At 62.5% G+C, this 17,529-nt stretch carries 13 protein-coding genes and 1 pseudogene; 12 read left to right on the top strand and 2 right to left on the bottom strand.

All coding sequences use genetic code 11. The features are described from left to right. The first annotated feature begins 12 nt into the window (after window positions 1–12). The 6 genes from AC1DJB_RS13395 (at window position 13) to AC1DJB_RS13420 (ending at window position 7,757) form a co-directional block, all read left to right on the top strand. Window positions 13–987, top strand: a complete 975-nt coding sequence (locus AC1DJB_RS13395) for a PstS family phosphate ABC transporter substrate-binding protein (protein ID WP_476910506.1) — start codon at window positions 13–15, stop codon at window positions 985–987. 457 nt (window positions 988–1,444) lie between these two features. Then, entirely contained in the window at window positions 1,445–2,473 is a 1,029-nt protein-coding gene (locus tag AC1DJB_RS13400; protein ID WP_476910507.1) for a 6-phosphofructokinase, read from the top strand. Window positions 2,474–3,318: 845 nt separating this feature from the next. After that, a complete protein-coding gene (locus tag AC1DJB_RS13405; protein WP_476910508.1) occupies window positions 3,319–3,489 on the top strand; it encodes a hypothetical protein in 171 nt (56 codons plus the stop codon). A gap of 87 nt (window positions 3,490–3,576) precedes the next feature. Beyond that, entirely contained in the window at window positions 3,577–4,584 is a 1,008-nt protein-coding gene (locus tag AC1DJB_RS13410) for a PstS family phosphate ABC transporter substrate-binding protein (protein WP_476910509.1), read from the top strand. 166 nt (window positions 4,585–4,750) lie between these two features. After that, window positions 4,751–6,397 carry an ABC transporter substrate-binding protein gene (locus AC1DJB_RS13415; protein WP_476910510.1) on the top strand — a complete coding sequence of 549 codons (1,647 nt, stop codon included), beginning with the start codon at window positions 4,751–4,753 and terminating at the stop codon, window positions 6,395–6,397. A 190-nt stretch (window positions 6,398–6,587) separates the two neighbouring features. Next, window positions 6,588–7,757 carry an NAD(P)/FAD-dependent oxidoreductase gene (locus AC1DJB_RS13420; RefSeq protein ID WP_476910511.1) on the top strand — a complete coding sequence of 390 codons (1,170 nt, stop codon included), beginning with the start codon at window positions 6,588–6,590 and terminating at the stop codon, window positions 7,755–7,757. Window positions 7,758–8,477: 720 nt separating this feature from the next. On the opposite strand, the gene AC1DJB_RS13425 is transcribed toward AC1DJB_RS13420, so the two are convergent. Continuing rightward, a complete protein-coding gene (locus AC1DJB_RS13425) occupies window positions 8,478–8,753 on the bottom strand; it encodes a hypothetical protein (RefSeq protein WP_476910512.1) in 276 nt (91 codons plus the stop codon). A gap of 32 nt (window positions 8,754–8,785) precedes the next feature. On the opposite strand from AC1DJB_RS13425, the gene AC1DJB_RS13430 reads away from it, so the two are divergent. The 6 genes and pseudogenes from AC1DJB_RS13430 to AC1DJB_RS13455 form a co-directional block, all read left to right on the top strand. Then, window positions 8,786–11,251 carry a molybdopterin oxidoreductase family protein gene (locus AC1DJB_RS13430; RefSeq protein WP_476910513.1) on the top strand — a complete coding sequence of 822 codons (2,466 nt, stop codon included), beginning with the start codon at window positions 8,786–8,788 and terminating at the stop codon, window positions 11,249–11,251. Then, entirely contained in the window at window positions 11,248–11,730 is a 483-nt protein-coding gene (locus AC1DJB_RS13435; RefSeq protein WP_476910514.1) for a hypothetical protein, read from the top strand. Before AC1DJB_RS13430 ends, AC1DJB_RS13435 begins: the two co-directional genes overlap by 4 nt. A gap of 214 nt (window positions 11,731–11,944) precedes the next feature. Beyond that, window positions 11,945–12,619, top strand: coding sequence for an acetate uptake transporter (locus tag AC1DJB_RS13440; RefSeq protein ID WP_476910515.1), 675 nt, complete (start codon window positions 11,945–11,947; stop codon window positions 12,617–12,619). Window positions 12,620–12,625: 6 nt separating this feature from the next. Continuing rightward, entirely contained in the window at window positions 12,626–14,605 is a 1,980-nt protein-coding gene (gene acs / locus AC1DJB_RS13445; RefSeq protein WP_476910516.1) for an acetate--CoA ligase, read from the top strand. 264 nt (window positions 14,606–14,869) lie between these two features. Continuing rightward, on the top strand, window positions 14,870–15,268 hold the full coding sequence (locus AC1DJB_RS13450) for a hypothetical protein (RefSeq protein ID WP_476910517.1): 399 nt from the start codon (window positions 14,870–14,872) through the stop codon (window positions 15,266–15,268). Window positions 15,269–15,612: 344 nt separating this feature from the next. After that, window positions 15,613–15,896, top strand: a pseudogene (locus tag AC1DJB_RS13455) (DUF4193 domain-containing protein); the annotation flags it as partial. Window positions 15,897–15,977: 81 nt separating this feature from the next. On the opposite strand, the gene AC1DJB_RS13460 reads toward AC1DJB_RS13455, so the two are convergent. Further along, window positions 15,978–17,435 (bottom strand): purine-cytosine permease family protein, encoded by a 1,458-nt coding sequence (locus AC1DJB_RS13460; RefSeq protein WP_476910518.1) that lies wholly within the window; start codon window positions 17,433–17,435, stop codon window positions 15,978–15,980. Window positions 17,436–17,529 lie beyond the last annotated feature (94 nt).

Here is a 17,529-nt window from a genome sequence, read left to right on the forward strand (position 1 = left end):
TTGCCGCCCTATGTGCCCAAAACCCGATTCTCCGGTGTGCTGCGGCATTACGGTGTTTCGCTCGCCGACATGGTTCCTCGGTGGGAGGAAGGCTTTCGTCGATTCCACCCGGACGCGCAGTTCGAAGACGACCTCTGCAAGGCATCCGGCGTCGTCGGCGTCATGGCTGGGAGCGCGGACCTCGGCGCGAACGGGCGGGAGCTGGTCCTCACCGAGTTCCTCTCGTTCGGGGAGAAGCTTCGACGCATGCCAGCCGAGATAGCAGTGGCCACCGGTGCGCTCGATGTCGCAGGAGGAAGCTACGGACTCGCTGCCTTCGTGCACACAAGCAATCCCATCGAGGGATTGACGATGGACCAACTGGACGGTATCTTCGGTGCCGAGCGGACGGGCGGCTTCAAAGAGATCCGCTGGAATCCAGAGGTTGCCCGCAGCGCGGAGCAGAACATCCGCGCGTGGGGCCAGCTCGGCTTGGGGGGCGAATGGGCCGATGCGCCGATCCAGACCTACGGCTTCGCCCAGACGGGGATGACCACCTTCTTCGAACGGGTGGTCTTCGGCGGCGGCCGCAAGTGGAACCCGAACTATCGGGAATACGTGGAGGCTGGATCGAAGCAGGTGTCCCCAGGGTCCCTGACAACGAAGGACATGATGACGGAGCTGTCCCAGGATCCCTTCGGAATCGCGCTTGCAGGCCTCTACCACGCGGAGGGGGTCGAGCAAGTCAAGCCGCTGCCGCTCGCGCCGCGAGGCAGCGACAAGTTCTACGCCGCAGACGTTGGTTCCTTCGGGACGCGCAAGTACCCGCTGGCCCGCAACGTCTACCTCGTCATCGACCCGGGAGCAGAGGGACCCCAGGCTGAGGGAGCGCGCGAATACCTGCGTTACGTGCTCAGCCGTGAGGGTCAGCGAGCCATCCTTGACCAAGGCGTCTACTTCCCCCTTCCCAAGGAAATTTTGCTCAGAGAGAGGGCAAAACTGAGCTGACACGAACCCGTCAGTCCCACTTCAACGCCGACTCGCCGGGGAGCATCATGTTCACACAGGGTCGACCGGAGTTTGTAGCGGCGCTCCGCGGCTCAGTCGTCACGGACCGCCCCGACGCCGAGCTGAAGTGGTTCATCGATGCGAATGGCGCAGCAACCACATCTTCCGGCGCCGGCATGTACCTTCGCAACAGACACCCCGACAGCCGGGGGCCGGCGCCGGAACCCCCTGATAGGCCGCCGTGGGGCGCCACGTTCGGTACCTGGACACCACATTGGGCTTGCCCTAAAGGTGTTCCCCACTGTGGCTTTCTGGCCGATGTTTCCGTCCGCTGATCGTCAAGAGCGCTGCCCGGTTTGCCGCCGGGCCAAACGCCGCGCGCTGTCCTTCCCAGCGAACCTAGCGGCATCAGCTCGCCCACTCCGGCCCTGCCCCGCGCAAAGGAAAGCTGCACAGGATGAAAATAGGTATTCTCACCAGCGGCGGTGACTGCCCAGGACTGAATGCAGTCATCCGCGGATCCGTCTTGAAAGGCATCAAAGCCTATGGTCACAGTTTTGTCGGCTTCCGCGACGGATGGCGGGGAGTTGTGGACGGGGACGTGATCGAGCTCCCAAGGGAAAGCGTCCGGGGAATCTCCAAACAAGGAGGCACGATCCTCGGTACGTCGCGCACCAACCCCTTCGACGGTCCCAACGGCGGCGTCCACAACATAAAGTCCACGCTAAAGGCCATGGGCGTTGACGCCCTCATCGCCATCGGCGGAGAAGGAACGCTAACGGCCGCCGAACGACTGTCCCACGACGGGCTCACCATCGTTGGCGTCCCCAAAACCGTGGACAACGACCTGGAAGCCACGGACTACACCTTCGGTTTCGACACCGCCGTCCAGATCGCCACGGAAGCCATCGACAGACTGCGGACCACCGGCGAATCACACCACCGATGCATGGTCGCCGAAGTCATGGGAAGACACACCGGCTGGATCGCGCTTCACGCCGGAATGGCCTCAGGCGCACACGCAATCCTCATACCCGAGCAGCCGCTGCACGCAGACCAGATCGCAACCTGGGTACGGGAGGCACAAAACCGCGGACGCGCACCCCTTGTCGTCGTTGCAGAAGGGTATATCGAACAAGGTCACACCTCGGCACACTCCGAACGCGGCCTCGACGCCTTCGGACGTCGACGCCTAGACGGAATCGCCGACAAACTCGCCCCCGAAATCGAGGCGCTGACCGGGATTGAAACCCGCACAACTGTCCTTGGCCACATCCAACGAGGGGGAGTGCCCACCGCGTTTGACCGTGTCCTGGCCACGCGGCTAGGCATGGCCGCCGTAGAATCGGTCGCCCGCCGACGCTGGGGAACCATGGTCTCTCTCAAAGGCACGGAAATCGAATCCGTTCCTTTCAATGAGGCCCTCGGACGCCTAAAGACCGTAACCCAGGAGCGATGGGACGAAGCCAGGCTCCTCTTCGGCTAACGTCCAGGCACCCGGCCAGCCAGCTCCCGGTGACCGCACCCCCAAGAGGTCCGACGACGTAGGAATCATGAGCACAGAACGCAATTCCCATCACTGAACAGATGAATTCCTCCCACCGAACGAGCATGAAGGGCACCCCCTCCAGCCGATGAACCGCCCGTGTACGACTCTGGCGCCCGGACGATTCCTGGGACTCAGGAACAGTTGACCACATCATGGCCGAGGCGGCCCTCTTTTGGGTATGGCTCGACCAACTGCAAGTGCCGCGTGCTCGTCCACCCGGACGGCCGGACCGCCGTATGGCACATCGCTGCAGGATAGAACTCGTCCAGTCGTCCCGCTCCAGCTACACAGACGGGCACCGGCCACGAGCTGCCGGGCTGGTGCTTCTCTTCGGTCCAAAGTGGGGCACGGCCCGCGCTTGCTACGCTTCCGGAGGCGGCGTGAATCTCAACGCCGACGAATAGTCGTGCCCGATCACGGAAACCCACCCCTCCGACCCCAGCATCCACCCTCGACCCCGGTGACGCTCCGGGTTTACCCTCTGTATGGCGACGGCGACTCCACGGAGGTCGATACGGAGGCGGGCGCTGCTATCCGGTCCCACCTCATGGGAGGTTTGCCGATCCAGGGGGACTTGATGTCTCCGACGCGATCCCCCGCGCATTTCATCGTCCCGGTGTCCCTACATTGATGGCTGCGGGACGGAGCGACATCGACGCTCGTCTCATCGAAGCGCTCCGGAGGTTCGACGGGCCAGGGACCCTCTTTCTCGATGCCCGCCAGCTCGACTCCAACTCGGCGCTGAGCGCTGAGCGCAGAGCGCAGAGCTGACCCTGGACCCGTTGTTCGAGATCGACAATCCCGACGAACCCCATTGGCTGACCGCCACCGGCCCTTCGTTCCTGCGGGTCATCGCCGCCGCATCCTCGGCCATCTGCCGGGCAGGGATGGCGGCCAATCAGGCTTTCACGGCGCCGGCGCCGAATTCATTGACACTCCGTCGTCGCCAGTGATATTTTCCCCATGTAACAGTTGTTAATTCCTCACTCTATGAGATGCCATCCCTACGCGGACCCATCCGATAGATATTGGGAGATCGAATGCCAGTCATCACCAAAGTTCCCCGCGAGATGCCCACCCTGAGCGCCCCCACACCCGAGGTCGACCCGGCCCTGCCCGCGTTCGAACCGCACCGTCCTGCACTCAGCGGGACAGTGCGATTCGTCCACTCCGACCGCACAATCGGAATCGTCCCCCGCTGGGTCGAGTCCTTGGGCCAGTACCACCCGGACCTGAAAATCGAAACTCTGATCGTCGCCTCGAGTGTCGCCGCCCAGACATTCGTTGACGGTGACGCCGATTTGGCGTTCATCGGGCGCGAGATGCTCTGGGGCGAACGCGACCTCTTCGCAGCACACTTCGGCGGGCTCCCGCGTCGCTTCGCCGGCTGCGGCGGCAACCTCGACATTCCGGGCACCACCCACGCCGTCGCGGTCTTCGTCCACAAGGACAACCCCCTGACCCAGATCTCCCTCGACCAGCTCGACGCAGTCTACTCGACAACCCGCAACCAAGGCCTAAACACCATCCGCACATGGGGCGACCTCGGCCTCGAGGGCGAATGGGCAGACCAGCCGATCAAACTCTGGGGGCAGACACCGGACGTCGGCTTCGACAGATTCGTCCAGGAACGCTCGCTCCTTGGCGGCGACTACCGCGAGGACATCGAACTCCTGCACCAGGTCGACACGATCCCCCACCGTATTGCCGAAGACCGCTTCTCGATCGGATACGCCGGATTCGGCCACGGTCAAAACGCCGCCGGGGCGAAGGCCCTCGCACTGTCGACAAGGGTAGGCGACCCCGCAGTCGAGTGCACCCGTGAAACCGTGCTCTCACAGGAGTATCCCTTCAGCCGCCGGCTCTATCTCTTCCTCCCCGACGCTGACAGCGAGCCGATTTCGCCGGCCGTCGCCGAGATCCTGCGCTACGCACTCAGTAGAGAGGGGCAGGCCGCGGTCGCGCAAGACGGTCTCTTCCTGCCGCTGCCCGAACGCGTGCTGCGCAGTGACCGCGCCCTGCTCGCGCGCCTCATTCAGGGACAGTAGCGCAAAAGCGGTGTGCGGGACGGCCTCCCGCACACCGTCCCTTAGCCAGGAGCAGGTCGATTCGTGCCCTCGGTAGCGGCCAGCCTCCACTCGTGTTCCAGAAAGGGAGTTCGTGACAATGAAGTCCGGGAACAGAACAAGGAAGTCCGGCTATAGAACAAGGGGGGTGCTGGCGCTCCTTACGGCAGCCTCGATGCTCTTGGCGGCCTGCAGCAACACAGCAAAGACTCCGGGGACCGACGAACCGGCGGTCCGGATAGCCGCAGGCGCGACCGGCCCGTTCACGAGTCAGTTCAACCCGCTCCTCAACGCGTCGAAGGATGCGAGCGGCAACTCGTCCTACGTGATCTTCGAACCGCTGATGATCGATGACGTCGCAAACTCCCAAAGCAAGCCTTGGCTCGCCAGATCAGGTGACTGGTCCAACGGAGGCAAAACGCTGACCATCAAGCTGCGAGATGACGTCAAGTGGTCCGATGGGCAGCCGATGACAGGGGAAGACGTCGCGTTCACCTTCGAATTGATGGGCAAGTTCCCTGCCCTCAACTTCTACGGGCTGCCGATTGCCTCGTCCTCCTCTCCCGCTCCCGATACCACGGTGGTGACGTTCACCAGGCCGGCGTTCCAATATCTGTGGTCAAACACCACACCTGTACCCGAGCACCTCTGGAAGGACGTCGCCGACCCGGTCAAGTTCACCAACCCGCACCCGGTCGGCACCGGCCCGTTCGCCCTGAAGTCCTTCAGCCCACAATCAATCACCCTGGATCGCAACAACCATTACTGGGGCGAACAGCCAAAAGTCAACACGGCCCAATACATCTCTTTCGACTCGGAGAGCAGCATGCTCGCCGCCCTGCAGGCGGGCCAAGTCGACTGGATCACCACCGGAACAGCAGACCCTGCGGCCATCGCGAAACAGGCACCGTCCAAAATCGGCTACTGGGTGACCAACCCGAGCCCGGCCATGATCTTCCTCTACACCAACGATGCCAAAGCACCCACAAACGACCCAAAGCTGCGGCTGGCGATCAGCCAAGCCATTGACCGGGCCAATGTTTCGAAGCTGGCCTTCGGGGACAAGAACGCACCGGCCGAGTCGCCGACAGGGTTGGACCCCAGGAGCAGGACCAAATCCATCGCCCCCGAATACAAGGACCTGACCTTCTCCGATACGGGGCCTGAGGCTGCCAAGCAGACGCTGATATCCGCGGGATACACGGCAGGGACGTCGGGTGTCTTCTCCACCCCTGACGGCAAGCCGCTCCAGCTGACGCTGACCGTGCCGACCACCAACCCCTATGGAGACTGGGTGCGCGCAGGCCAAGCCATTGCCGCTGACCTCGTCGCAGCCGGCATCCCCACGACAATCAAGACCGAGGCACAGCCGGCTTGGCACACCGACACGTCAAATGGCAACTACCAACTGACACTCAGAGCACTCGGCGGCATCCTCCCCGTCTACGACCTCTACTCGCGGATCTTCAGCCAAGACAACCTCACGCCCCTGGGTAAATCGGCCAACGTGAACTATCAGCGCTACGCGAATCCGCAGGCAGGCCAGCTTCTCTCGGACTTCGCGGCGTCCGCGCCCAACAGCGCCGGGGAGAAGACCGCCCTCGCCGGACTCGAGAAGCTCATGGTCGACCAAGCCCCGATCATCCCACTCTTCCACATCTCGGGTGTAGGAATGTGGCGGACCGACCGGTTCACCGGCTGGCCGAGCCAGGCTGACCAATACGCCGTCCCGACCGCCAACCACAACAACGCCGAGGAAGTGCTCACGGCTATACTGCCAGCCGGCACAAAGTAGGCCGTGCCTGACGGGACTATGAGAAAACGAGTCCCGTAACCGAAAGGCCTCGGCGAGAGGCACGGGGCGTTAGATTGCACGAACGTGCGCAACGAGACCTATTCCAAGACCGTTTCCACGCGGGGTCGGACGACTGCCCACACGATGCGCGAGCATCAAATAACGGGGAACAGAAAAGGAGAATCAAACAATGAAAGCCATCGTCGTCGGTGCCGGAGTCCTTGGCACATCCATCACCTACCAACTCGCCAAACGCGGCGTTGACGTAACCCTCCTTGACAAGGGGATCCCGGGGGAAGCAGCCAGCGCAGCCAGCTTCGCCTGGCTTAACTCCAACGCCAAGGAGATCCGGGCCCATCACCACCTGAACGTCATCTCGATCGCCGAATGGGCGCTCGTTGCGCGGGAGGTGGGCAACTCTGCATGGCTTCACCGGGATGGTCATCTCCACGTGGCCGGAACCGCGGCCGAAGCCGAGAAGCTCCTAGCGCGGGCAGAACTCCTCGAGTCCTCCGGCTACGCCGCAATCCCCGTGTCCCCCCAGGATATCCCGCGCCTCGACCCGGTGATCCGCGTACGCGACGAGTACGAGTTGGGCATATTCTTCCCCGGCGAAGGGCATATCACCGTTCCTTTGCTCATCCACGACCTGCTCGCCGCTGCAACCGGTTACGGCGCAGCCGTACGCCACTCGACCAAAGTTGCCGAACTCCTACGGGACGCCGAAAGCATCAAAGGGGTCATCCTCGAGGGCGGCGAGAGGATCGAGAGCGATGTCGTCGTAGTCTCGGCAGGCGCCGGCATCGGGGGACTTCTGGAAACGCAAGGGGTAAGCGTGCGCACGGAGGGCACCCCTGGAGTCACCGTCACCACCTCGCCCGGTACGTCAAAGCTGACCACCGTGCTGCACCTCCAGGGGCTTAGCGTGAGGCCGGATACCAGCGGGCGCGTTGTCGTCCGCTCCTCTGCCATCGACGCGGAGATCAACCGCCAAACCTGGACTCTGCCCGAGCCCGCCGTACGGAAGTTGTTCGCGCAGCTGGGAGACGGGCTGACCGACGTCGACCCGGCCGCGGTCCGAGCGGAACGGATCCGGATCGCCCACCGCCCATACCCCTTCGACGGACTCCCCGTTGTCGGTTCCTGGGACGCCCGCCCGGGCCTGTATGTCGCCATCGTACCCACCGGCGTGACTTTGGGTGCCGTGACCGGGCGCCTGGCCGCCGAGGAAATCACAACCGGCAAGGTGCCCAAACTCCTCGAATGCTTCCGGCCGAACCGGGACATCGGAGCGCCCGCCAACAAGTTTGACCACTTCGACCCCGACGCCATCGAAGGTGAGCCCGCCGTGTCGCACTAGGTCTACGCGAGGCACCTCCCTTTAATAATCCATGGCCCGCAAGGCTGTACCACCTCCCCCTTTAGGACCAAGGGAGGCTGCAAGCCCAGCCCTTTTACACTCTCCTCTCCAGCCCTACTCTCGGCTGGCCACCGCTGTCTCCAGTCCCAACCGCTGCCGTCCGCGTTGCTGGTTTCGAAGAGGAGGCGAGGTGCGTTCCTTTTACGCGGCCCACCTGGCGCGGAGGGTCTCACTTGCGCCCTCGTTAAGAAGGTCTGACACTGCCCGCGGCAGGCCGGCGAAGATCAGACCGATGGGCACCCCTCGCGAATGAAGTGCTGCACATAGGCTGCGACCTGGGAGATTTCGGTCCGGTCCACGTCATTGATTTCATCGATCGTGCTGACCAACACTCCACCTACAGAAACATTGCCCAGCATCCGTTGTCGCCGAATCCGCGGCGCGTCGAGTTGTACGCAGCAGGTCCGCTTACTCAGCGTCAAGCGCAGGCAGGACGGTTCCTTCTCCCACTCACGAAAACCTGATTGGCGGCCCTGCTGGCGCCAGGTCGAGGTCCATGCTGCTCAAGGAGCTGAAAAAGTTCACGATTCGTATCCTGGCCACTCTGTATCCGTAAGGAGTCTTCTTATATCCGCGCATACTTTCTTATGCTTCAACGCCCTGCGTGGACCGGGCAGCGTCGTAAGCCGTCAGTATGACGAGACAGCGACTCCGCCGCGATCATTCGTTCGTCGTCGATGGATTCCCGGTTCCCGACAGTCCCTTGTTCCAAAGCAGCCGTGATGGCGGCGGGGGAGGGAGTGCCTCACGCTCCTTGTCCGGGAGTGTCTCGTACGTGTACGAGGCGACGGCGATAGGCTGCGATGAGCCATCGAGGACGTAGCGGACGGTGGGGTCGTGTTTCGACCCGCACACGAGGATCCCGACCAAAGGCGCCATGCCGGGGAATTTCACGAGGTCGTTGACCGAAACACCGTTCAAGGTGTACGTAGGCACTATGGCTACGGTTTCGGACAGGAGATGGACTGATGGTTCGGATTGATCGGATTGCTGAACCGTGGGGGACCCGCACGCCCTACGGCAGTGGCGAGAAATGGCCGGTCAGGGTGGATTCGCACTTTGCTGAGGGTGTGGTTCCTGACGATGTAGAGCGTTGGGTTCAAAGCGCTTCCATACTGCACTCCAACGGAGACGCGATGGACATTGCGGTCAAAAATGATCGCATCGTAGGGGTGCGGGGCCGCCCGGGGGACCGGGTCAATCACGGACGCCTCGGTCCGAAGGACCTTTATGCCTGGCAGGCGAATGCCGCTCCGGACCGCCTTACGCGGCCGCTGATCCGCGACGGTGGAAAGTTGGTCGAAACAGACTGGGACACGGCCATGACCAGGGTGGTTTCCCGTTCCAAGGAACTTCTGGCAGAACAGGGTGCCAGCGCGATTGCGTTCTACACCACAGGACAGCTGTTCGCAGAGGAGTATTACACGCTGGGCATGCTGGCCCACGGCGGTATCGGCACAAACCACGTAGACGGCAACACCCGGTTGTGCACCGCCACTGCGGCCGAGGCATTGAAAGAGTCCTTCGGTTGCGACGGGCAGCCAGGTTCCTACACTGATGTGGACCACGCCGACGTGATCGCTCTATACGGGCACAATGTGGCGGAGACCCAGACGGTGTTGTGGACCAGAATGCTGGACCGCCTGGCCGGACCCAACCCCCCGAAGATCATCTGTGTTGATCCAAGGCGTACCCCGGTCGCCGCTGTAGCAGATGTACATCTCGCTCCGAGGCCCGGGACAAACCTGGCCCTCATGAACGGGATCCTGCACGAAGTCATCGCCAATGGGTGGGTGGACCACACGTACATCCAGTCCCACACTGTGGGCTATAAGGACCTGGAGCAAGAGGTCAGGAAGTACCCGCCGGCGTTGGTAGCGGACATCTGCGGGGTAGCGGCAGAGCAGATCAAGGAGGCAGCCAGCATTATCGGCCACGCCGAGCGACTGTTGTCCACGGTTTTGCAGGGCTTCTACCAGTCAAATCAGGCAACAGCCGCGGCGGTCCAGGTCAACAACGTCAACATCATCCGGGGAATGCTGGGCAAACCCGGGTGCGGGATCTTACAGATGAATGGCCAACCCACGGCTGAAAACACCCGTGAGTGCGGTGCAGACGGCGACTTGGCGGGATTCCGGAACTGGTCAAACGATGCTCATGTGCACGACTTGGCACAGGTCTGGAACGTTAACCCGAAGTCGATTCCCCACTACTCACCCCCGACTCATGCCATGCAGATTATGCGCTACGTCGAAGAAGGGTCCATCCGCATGCTGTGGGTCACTGGTACGAATCCGGCCGTATCCTTGCCCGAACTGGCGCGGATCCGCTCGATCCTGGCCCAAGACCGTCTCTTCCTGGTGGTACAGGACGTCTTCCTTTCCGAGACGGCCCAGTTGGCCGACCTGATCCTGCCTGCTGCCACCTGGGGAGAGAAAACCGGGACATTCACCAACGTAGACAGGACTGTGCACTTGTCCGAGAAAGCAGTGAACCCGCCGGGTGATGCCCGCCCGGACCTGGACATCTTCATCGACTACGCGCATCGTATGGGCCTGAATGACAAGGACGGTGGACCGCTGATCAAGTGGAATGACTCCGAGTCTGCTTTTGAAGCATGGAAGGAATGTACCCGCGGACGACCGTGTGATTACACAGGAATCACCTACGAGAAGTTACGTGGCGGTTCCGGTATCCAGTGGCCGTGCAACGACGAGAACCCCGAGGGCACTGAACGCATCTATCAGGACGGGAAATTTTGGGCCCACCCTGAGTATTGCGAGACGTATGGCCGGGACCTGATCACTGGAGCCCCGGTGGAACCGAGTGAATACAAGGCCATGAACCCTGAAGGAAAAGCCATGATCAAGGCGGCCGAGTACATGCCGCCCCACGAGATTCCCACCGAGCAGTATCCGCTTCAGCTCATCACCGGCCGCACTCTGTTCCATTTCCACACCCGCACCAAAACAGCGCGGAGCCCTGAGCTGCAGGCAGCTGCCCCCGAAGTCTGGGTGGAAATCTCCGCCCAGGACGCCGAACGGTACACGCTGGCCGAAGGAGACTTCTCAGAAGTCCAAACCCCCCGAGGGGCCGTCAGGGCGCAAGTGCGGGTCGGCGGTATCCGCGAGGGGGTCGTGTTTCTGCCGTTCCACTACGGTTACTGGGATACCGACGGCGGGCACGAACCAATCGACGCCGGACGTGCAGCCAACGAACTGACCATCACCGACTGGGACGCTGCCTCCAAGCAACCGATCTTCAAAACCGCTGCCGCCCGCATCAGTCGCATTCATAACGGGAGCGGACCTTCGCCGGCACCGACCAACACCGCATCAGCGCCTGTTGGCGACTTCCCCGACAACGCCAAAACCAAAGGTATACCGTCTGCTTTTGCAAACGAAGGGCTAACACCTACGGAGGTGAAAGGGTGAAAATCGGACTCGTACTTGAGGGCCTTCACAAGGATGAATATGAACTGGCCCAACACCTGCTCCATATCTCCGAGCACTACAAAGTGGACCATGAAATCTTCCATCTGGGACACGACCTGGCCGCGTGGTCCCAGCAGCATCTGCGCGAAATAGCAGATATCGCAAAGGAATACGGACAAGTCCTTGACCCGGAACCGCCCAGCGAGAACGCTCTGCTGGCCAAAATTCGTGAGAAAGGCAGCGAAATTGTTGGCCGGGAGAGTGAGACAGGACTTCTGCTCCTTCGGGACCTGCGCGGGGTCTACATTCGCGCCTGCGGTGTTTCATCTGATTGGGAAATGCTCGCCCAAGCAGCCCAAGGAATCCAGCACACCAAGCTCCTCAACGTCGCACAGCGCTGCCACCCCCAAACCCTCCGGCAGATGAAATGGGCCAACGGCAAGATCAAGGAATCCTCCACACAGGTCCTGGTCAGCTAAACCAGCAGGCAACCGGTAGCGGTGCAAATTCGAAGAATTTCGACAGGGTTTTCGCGGCTCGAGTCAATGACTCAGCCAGCAGCTGAAATGTGATCTGCGCCACAACGTATTGTGAGCTGAACCACAACGCTTTTCCAGTTTTGCCTTGCATACTCAGGTGTAGTCTGGTATAAGTCACCAGCGATGGTGCTGGTGCTGACCAAGGAGTCGTACCATGAGTATCGAATCAAGTTCTGCCGCGGGAACCGCCCCGGCCGGAAGTGGTCGCAGGACTGAAGATCCCCTTTCAGCCAAGGGACCTGCAATCTCCCCACAGGCGAGCAGCAGTCCTCCTTTTGCCGATCCGGCAGCCTTGGGTTTGGGCGCTTTCGCAATGACCACCTTCGTCCTGAGTGCCATTAACGCCGGCCTGATCGTCAAAGCCGACGAACCCGTCGTCCTCGGACTGGCATTGTTCTATGGCGGGCTGGCACAATTCGGCGCAGGGATCTGGGAGTTTGCCAACCGAAACGTCTTCGGCGCAACCGCCTTCTGCTCGTACGGCGCGTTTTGGCTCTCGTTCTGGTTCTTGAGCCAGTTCAGTGCAGCCAGCCTTCCCGCCGCTGAAGCTGGCAAGGCAGTGGGCCTCTACCTGCTGGCCTGGGCAATCTTTACGGCCTACATGACCATTGCCTCGTGGCGCGTCAGCCTGGGCGTCTTTGCCGTCTTCGTCTTCTTGACCCTCACCTTCATCGCGTTGTTTATCGGCGCCTTCGCGGGGGCAAGCGGCATGACGATGCTGGGCGGCTGGCTGGGCCTCGTAACGGCGCTCATCGCGTGGTACTGCTCCCTCGCGGTGGTCGCGAACTCCACCTTCAAGCGGACCGTGCTCCCGGTAGGACGACGGTGACCAGAGATGGTCGACTACCCGACAGAATCGGATGAAACCCTCGCGAACCTGCTGCACGAACAACGGCGCTTCCCCCCGGAAGCCAGCTTTTCCGCTCAAGCCAACGCCACGGCGTCGGACTATGACCAGTCCGACGACGACAGGCTGGCGTTCTGGGCGCGGCAGGCGGAGCGGCTGGACTGGTCGCAAAAATGGGCGGAGGTCCTGGACTGGTCCAACCCGCCATTCGCCAAATGGTTCATCGGGGGCAGGCTCAATGCCGCATACAACTGCCTGGACCGGCATGTAGCCGCCGGCCGCGGAGACAAAGTCGCCTACTACTTTGAAGGAGAAGCCGGAGACACCCGCACCATCACCTATGCCCAACTCACGGACATGGTCTGCCAGGCGGCGAACACGCTGAGCGGTTTGGGCGTCAAGGCCGGAGACCGGGTGGCCATCTACATGCCGATGATTCCGGAAACCGTGGTGTCAATGCTGGCCTGCGCCCGCATTGGGGCTCCGCACACCGTCGTGTTCGGCGGGTTCTCTGCGGACGCCCTCCGGACGCGGATCCACGACTGCGATGCCCGGATCGTGATAACGTCCGACGGCGCCTACCGCCGCGGCAAGGCCACCGGGCTGAAGTCCGCCGTCGACGAGGCCCTGCTGGACTGCCCGGACGTCCGCAACGTCCTGGTGGTCCGCCGCACAGGCCAGGAGGTCAACTGGACACCGGGGCGCGATATCTGGTGGCACGAATCAGTTGAGCTGGCTTCCGCCGATCACCAGGCCCAGGCATTCGATGCCGAGCATCCGCTGTACGTGATGTACACCTCGGGAACCACCGGCAAGCCCAAAGGCATTCTGCACACCACCGGCGGCTACCTGACCGCCTGCGCCTATACCCACTGGGCCGTGTTCGATCTGAAGGCTGAGTCCGATATCTTCTGGACAGCCGCGGACATTGGCTGGGTGACCGGGCACAGCTACATCGTGTACGGTCCCTTGGCCAACGGCGCCACCTCCGTGCTCTACGAAGGCACCCCCGACACCCCCCATCAGGGCCGCTGGTGGGAAATTATCGACAAATACAAGGTCTCGATTCTTTACTGTGCTCCGACCGCCATCCGGACGTTCATGAAGTGGGGCGCCCAGATACCGGCCAAGTACAGCCTTGAGAGCCTGCGTGTGATCGGCACCGTGGGAGAGCCGATCAACCCGGCAGCTTACATTTGGTACCGGGAGAACATCGGGCACAACCGAACCCCGGTGGTGGACACCTGGTGGCAGACCGAGACCGGAGCCATCATGATCAGTCCGCTCCCGGGAGTGACGGCAGGTAAGCCGGGCGCCGCCATGAAGGCACTGCCCGGGGTCGTGGCCGACGTCGTCGATGATGCGGGCGCACCTGTTGCTAATGGTTCAGGCGGCTACCTGGTGCTGAGGGAACCCTGGCCATCCATGCTGCGCACCATTTGGGGCGACGACGAGCGATACGTGGAGACGTACTGGTCACGGTTCCCGGGACTCTACTTCACAGGAGACGGCTCGAAAAAGGACGAGGACGGGGATATCTGGCTCATGGGCCGGGTGGACGATGTGATGAACGTGGCAGGGCACCGGCTTTCGACCACGGAAATCGAATCGGCCCTCGTCTCCCATGCGAAAGTCGCCGAAGCCGCCGTCGTCGGCGCCGCGGACGAAACCACCGGGCAAGGCATCGTTGCCTTCGTCATCCTCCGTAGCGAGGCGGGCGACGGCGGCCCGGAAGTCGTGCAGGAGCTTCGTGAACATGTGGCCAAGGAAATCGGCAAGATCGCCCGGCCCCGGCAGATCATGGTGGTCGCGGAACTGCCCAAGACCCGGTCCGGGAAGATCATGCGACGGCTACTCAAAGACGTCGCACAGGACCGGCCGATCGGGGATGTCACCACCCTGGCGGACTCGTCAGTCATGGACCTGATCAAGGCCGGCATGCCGGGCGGCGCAGGAGGGCCGCACTAGCCGGCAGCATCCGGACGACACGGGCTTGAGGACGTTGGATATTCTCAAGACGCCGGTGCGTACCCGAGCCGCCTAGGCTAGCGGGACCCGGCACTGCAACATTGCACGGCAGTCTTCTGCAACGCCGGGCGGGTCTGCGAACCGGGGGCCTGCTGGGGTGCGGCGCGACAGTGACAGAAGCTGCCTGTCGCGCCGCGATGCCGCTCGCTAGACTTGAAACGCGCCCAAGGAGACGCATCAGTTGGTCGCGGGAAAGGCAAGATCATGGCCGACATCAACGACGCAGCAGAACCCACTGAAGAGACGAGTGACGGAGCTTCCGAGGAACTGGAGCTCCGGGGCCGGTACGTCGAGGGCAACTACGGGAAGACGGGCAGGCAGCCCGGACGGCACCCAGCTGACGAGGAAGGCCAGTACAGCGAAGGTGACTACGGCACCGCCGGTAGCCAGGGCGGTCTGCCCGAGCCCCTGGGCGGGAAGGCCCGGGAAGCCGGGCGCTATGCGAAGTCCGACTTGGGAGACGCCGGAAGCGTTCCGGGACGCACCGCGGAGTCCGAGATAGGCCAGTACGCCGAGGGAGACTACGGAACCGACGGAACGGTCGGTCCCCTGCGCAAAGCAACGGTCCGACCCCAGACACCTGACCCGGACAGCGGCAGCTGACGGCAGACCTGGACAATTGCCCGTACAACCGAACGGCGTATTTGTGGCGAGATTAAGGCAGGCCGGGGTGTCATCGATACCCTGAACGAGCGTGTCGATCCTGGCGGGTCTGGAACCATCGCCATACGGGCTGGGCGTTCGACTGCGGAGCAGCAGTGGTACGGGTGGAAGAAAGCCGGTGGCGCATTGCCGCAGCGGAGCAAAAGTTGATCGCTGCGAATGCGGAGAAGGAAGCCTTCCTTGCCGCCCCGCGCAAAGCTCTGAACCCTCTCTGCTCGGGAATTATGCCGGCGCCCCGTACGTTTGATGTCCGACCGTCCCGAGCAGGAAAGGGATGCATCCACGTGGCAACTGATTACGACGAACTGCGCACCGAGGTCAGGGAATCACAGAACGACTCCCTCGAGGCCCTCAAGTCAGCCAACGCACCCGACCCGCAAAGCGTGGTCCGCGAACTGGACGAAACCGACGATATGGATAGTACAGGGGTCCCCGGCGGGGAATCATCGCCGAGGAACTCGTCGTCCAGGTCGTTCCGCAACGCGAGGACGAATTCACCTGCTACTCCTGCTTCCTGGTCCGGCACCGCTCCCAGATGGCCCGCGAATGCGACGGCCACGCCTACTGCAAGTCAGGCGGCGGTTTTTGCACGACGGCGCCGCTCGCCTTGGTGAGGCACGGCGCCGTCGTCCGTCAGCGGGCCGTCGTGCTAGGGCGTCACGTGCTCGTGCGCGGCGATGTCGAGGTCTGCTTCTTCAGCTTCTGAAAGCTCGGTCTCAGCAGCGACATTTGTCTTGTGCGCGAGAAGCCAGTAGAGGACGGCCGCGACGGGAAGCCCGATGAACAGGGAAATGTCTGCTCCGCTCATCGCCTGGGCCACGGGACCGACGAAGAGCTTTCCTGCGGAGAAGAAGGGAACCATTACCGCGAAGCCGACGAGGTAGGAGATGATGCCGGGCCATCCCCAGCGGCCGTAGATGCCGTTGGGCTTGAAGATCTCGGCGATGGCGTAGTGGCCCTTCCTGACGACGAAGTAGTCCATGAGGTTCACTGCGGTCCAGGGGATGAAGAAGTACAGCACCAGCAGCAGGAAGTCGTTGAAGTTGGCCAGGAAGTCGTCGGAGGCGATGTTGGCGAGGACCACGGAGATGGCGGCGGTGATCGCGATGGTGACGATCCGCAGCTTGAGGGTCGGCTTGATCTTCTTGAGGCTGTCGATTGAGGAGATGAGTGTCAGCGAGCCGCCGTACATGTTCAGCGCTGTGACGGAGACGAGGCCCAGAGCGGCGATGAAGAGCGCGATCGAGCCGAAGCCGCCGAAGAGCTTGTCCGCCGTCGCCTGGATAGACCCTATGGTGTCGAAGTCCTTGCCCGCGGAGGAAGCGATGAACGCTCCGAGGAACATCACCCAGATTCCGCCGAGCGCGCTGCCCCAGAAGGTGTAGCTGAAGGTTCGGCGCGCGGCGCTCGGGGGCAGGTACCGCGAGTAGTCGGAAACGTAGATGGCCCAGGAAATCTGGTATCCGGCGGCAACACCCAACTGGGCGAGGAAAGGCACCGGCTGGAAGTCGCCGAGGTTAAGCGCACCGGCAGGTAAGTCGAGCTTGGTGAGTGCCGCTATGGTCAGCAGCGCCAGCATCGCGATCGTGAGGTAGGTCAGGTAGCGCTCGAAGCGGTGGATCAAGTCGTACCCGAAAAGGGCGACGACGACGGCGACGACCGTCACGACCCAGAACCAGAGGTTGTCTGAACCGACGTGAACGGAGCCTGCAATGGCCTGCCCGGCCAGCACCGTGTTGAAGATGTTGAAGCCGGCGTACTGGAGGTAGGCGAAAAGCCAGACCAGCAGGGCGCCGACGTATCCGAACTGCGGGCGGGACTGGATCATTTGAGGCAGGCCCAGTTGAGGCCCCTGAGAGGAGTGGGCCGCCATGAAGAGCGTCCCGAGGAGCACACCGACGGCGATCGCGATCAGGGACCAGACCAGGTTCCCGCCCGTGGTGACGCCGATGAGGCCCACCGCCAGCGTGGCGATCTGCGCGTTGCTCATGAACCACAAGGGCCCGATGCTGGAGACTTTCCCGTGGCGCTCGTCCAACGGGACGTAGTCGATAGAGCGGACTTCAAGTCCGCCGCTTTGGGCTGGGCCCGTCGTTGAGGTGGTCAAAATCCATCTTTCCTTGAACTCGAGTCGACCCCTCTGGGAGCCGACCGCCGCCAGTGATGGCAGCCCCGGATATTGTGATCTGCACAACATTCGA

The organism is Arthrobacter sp. 01T428 (assembly GCF_056398685.1).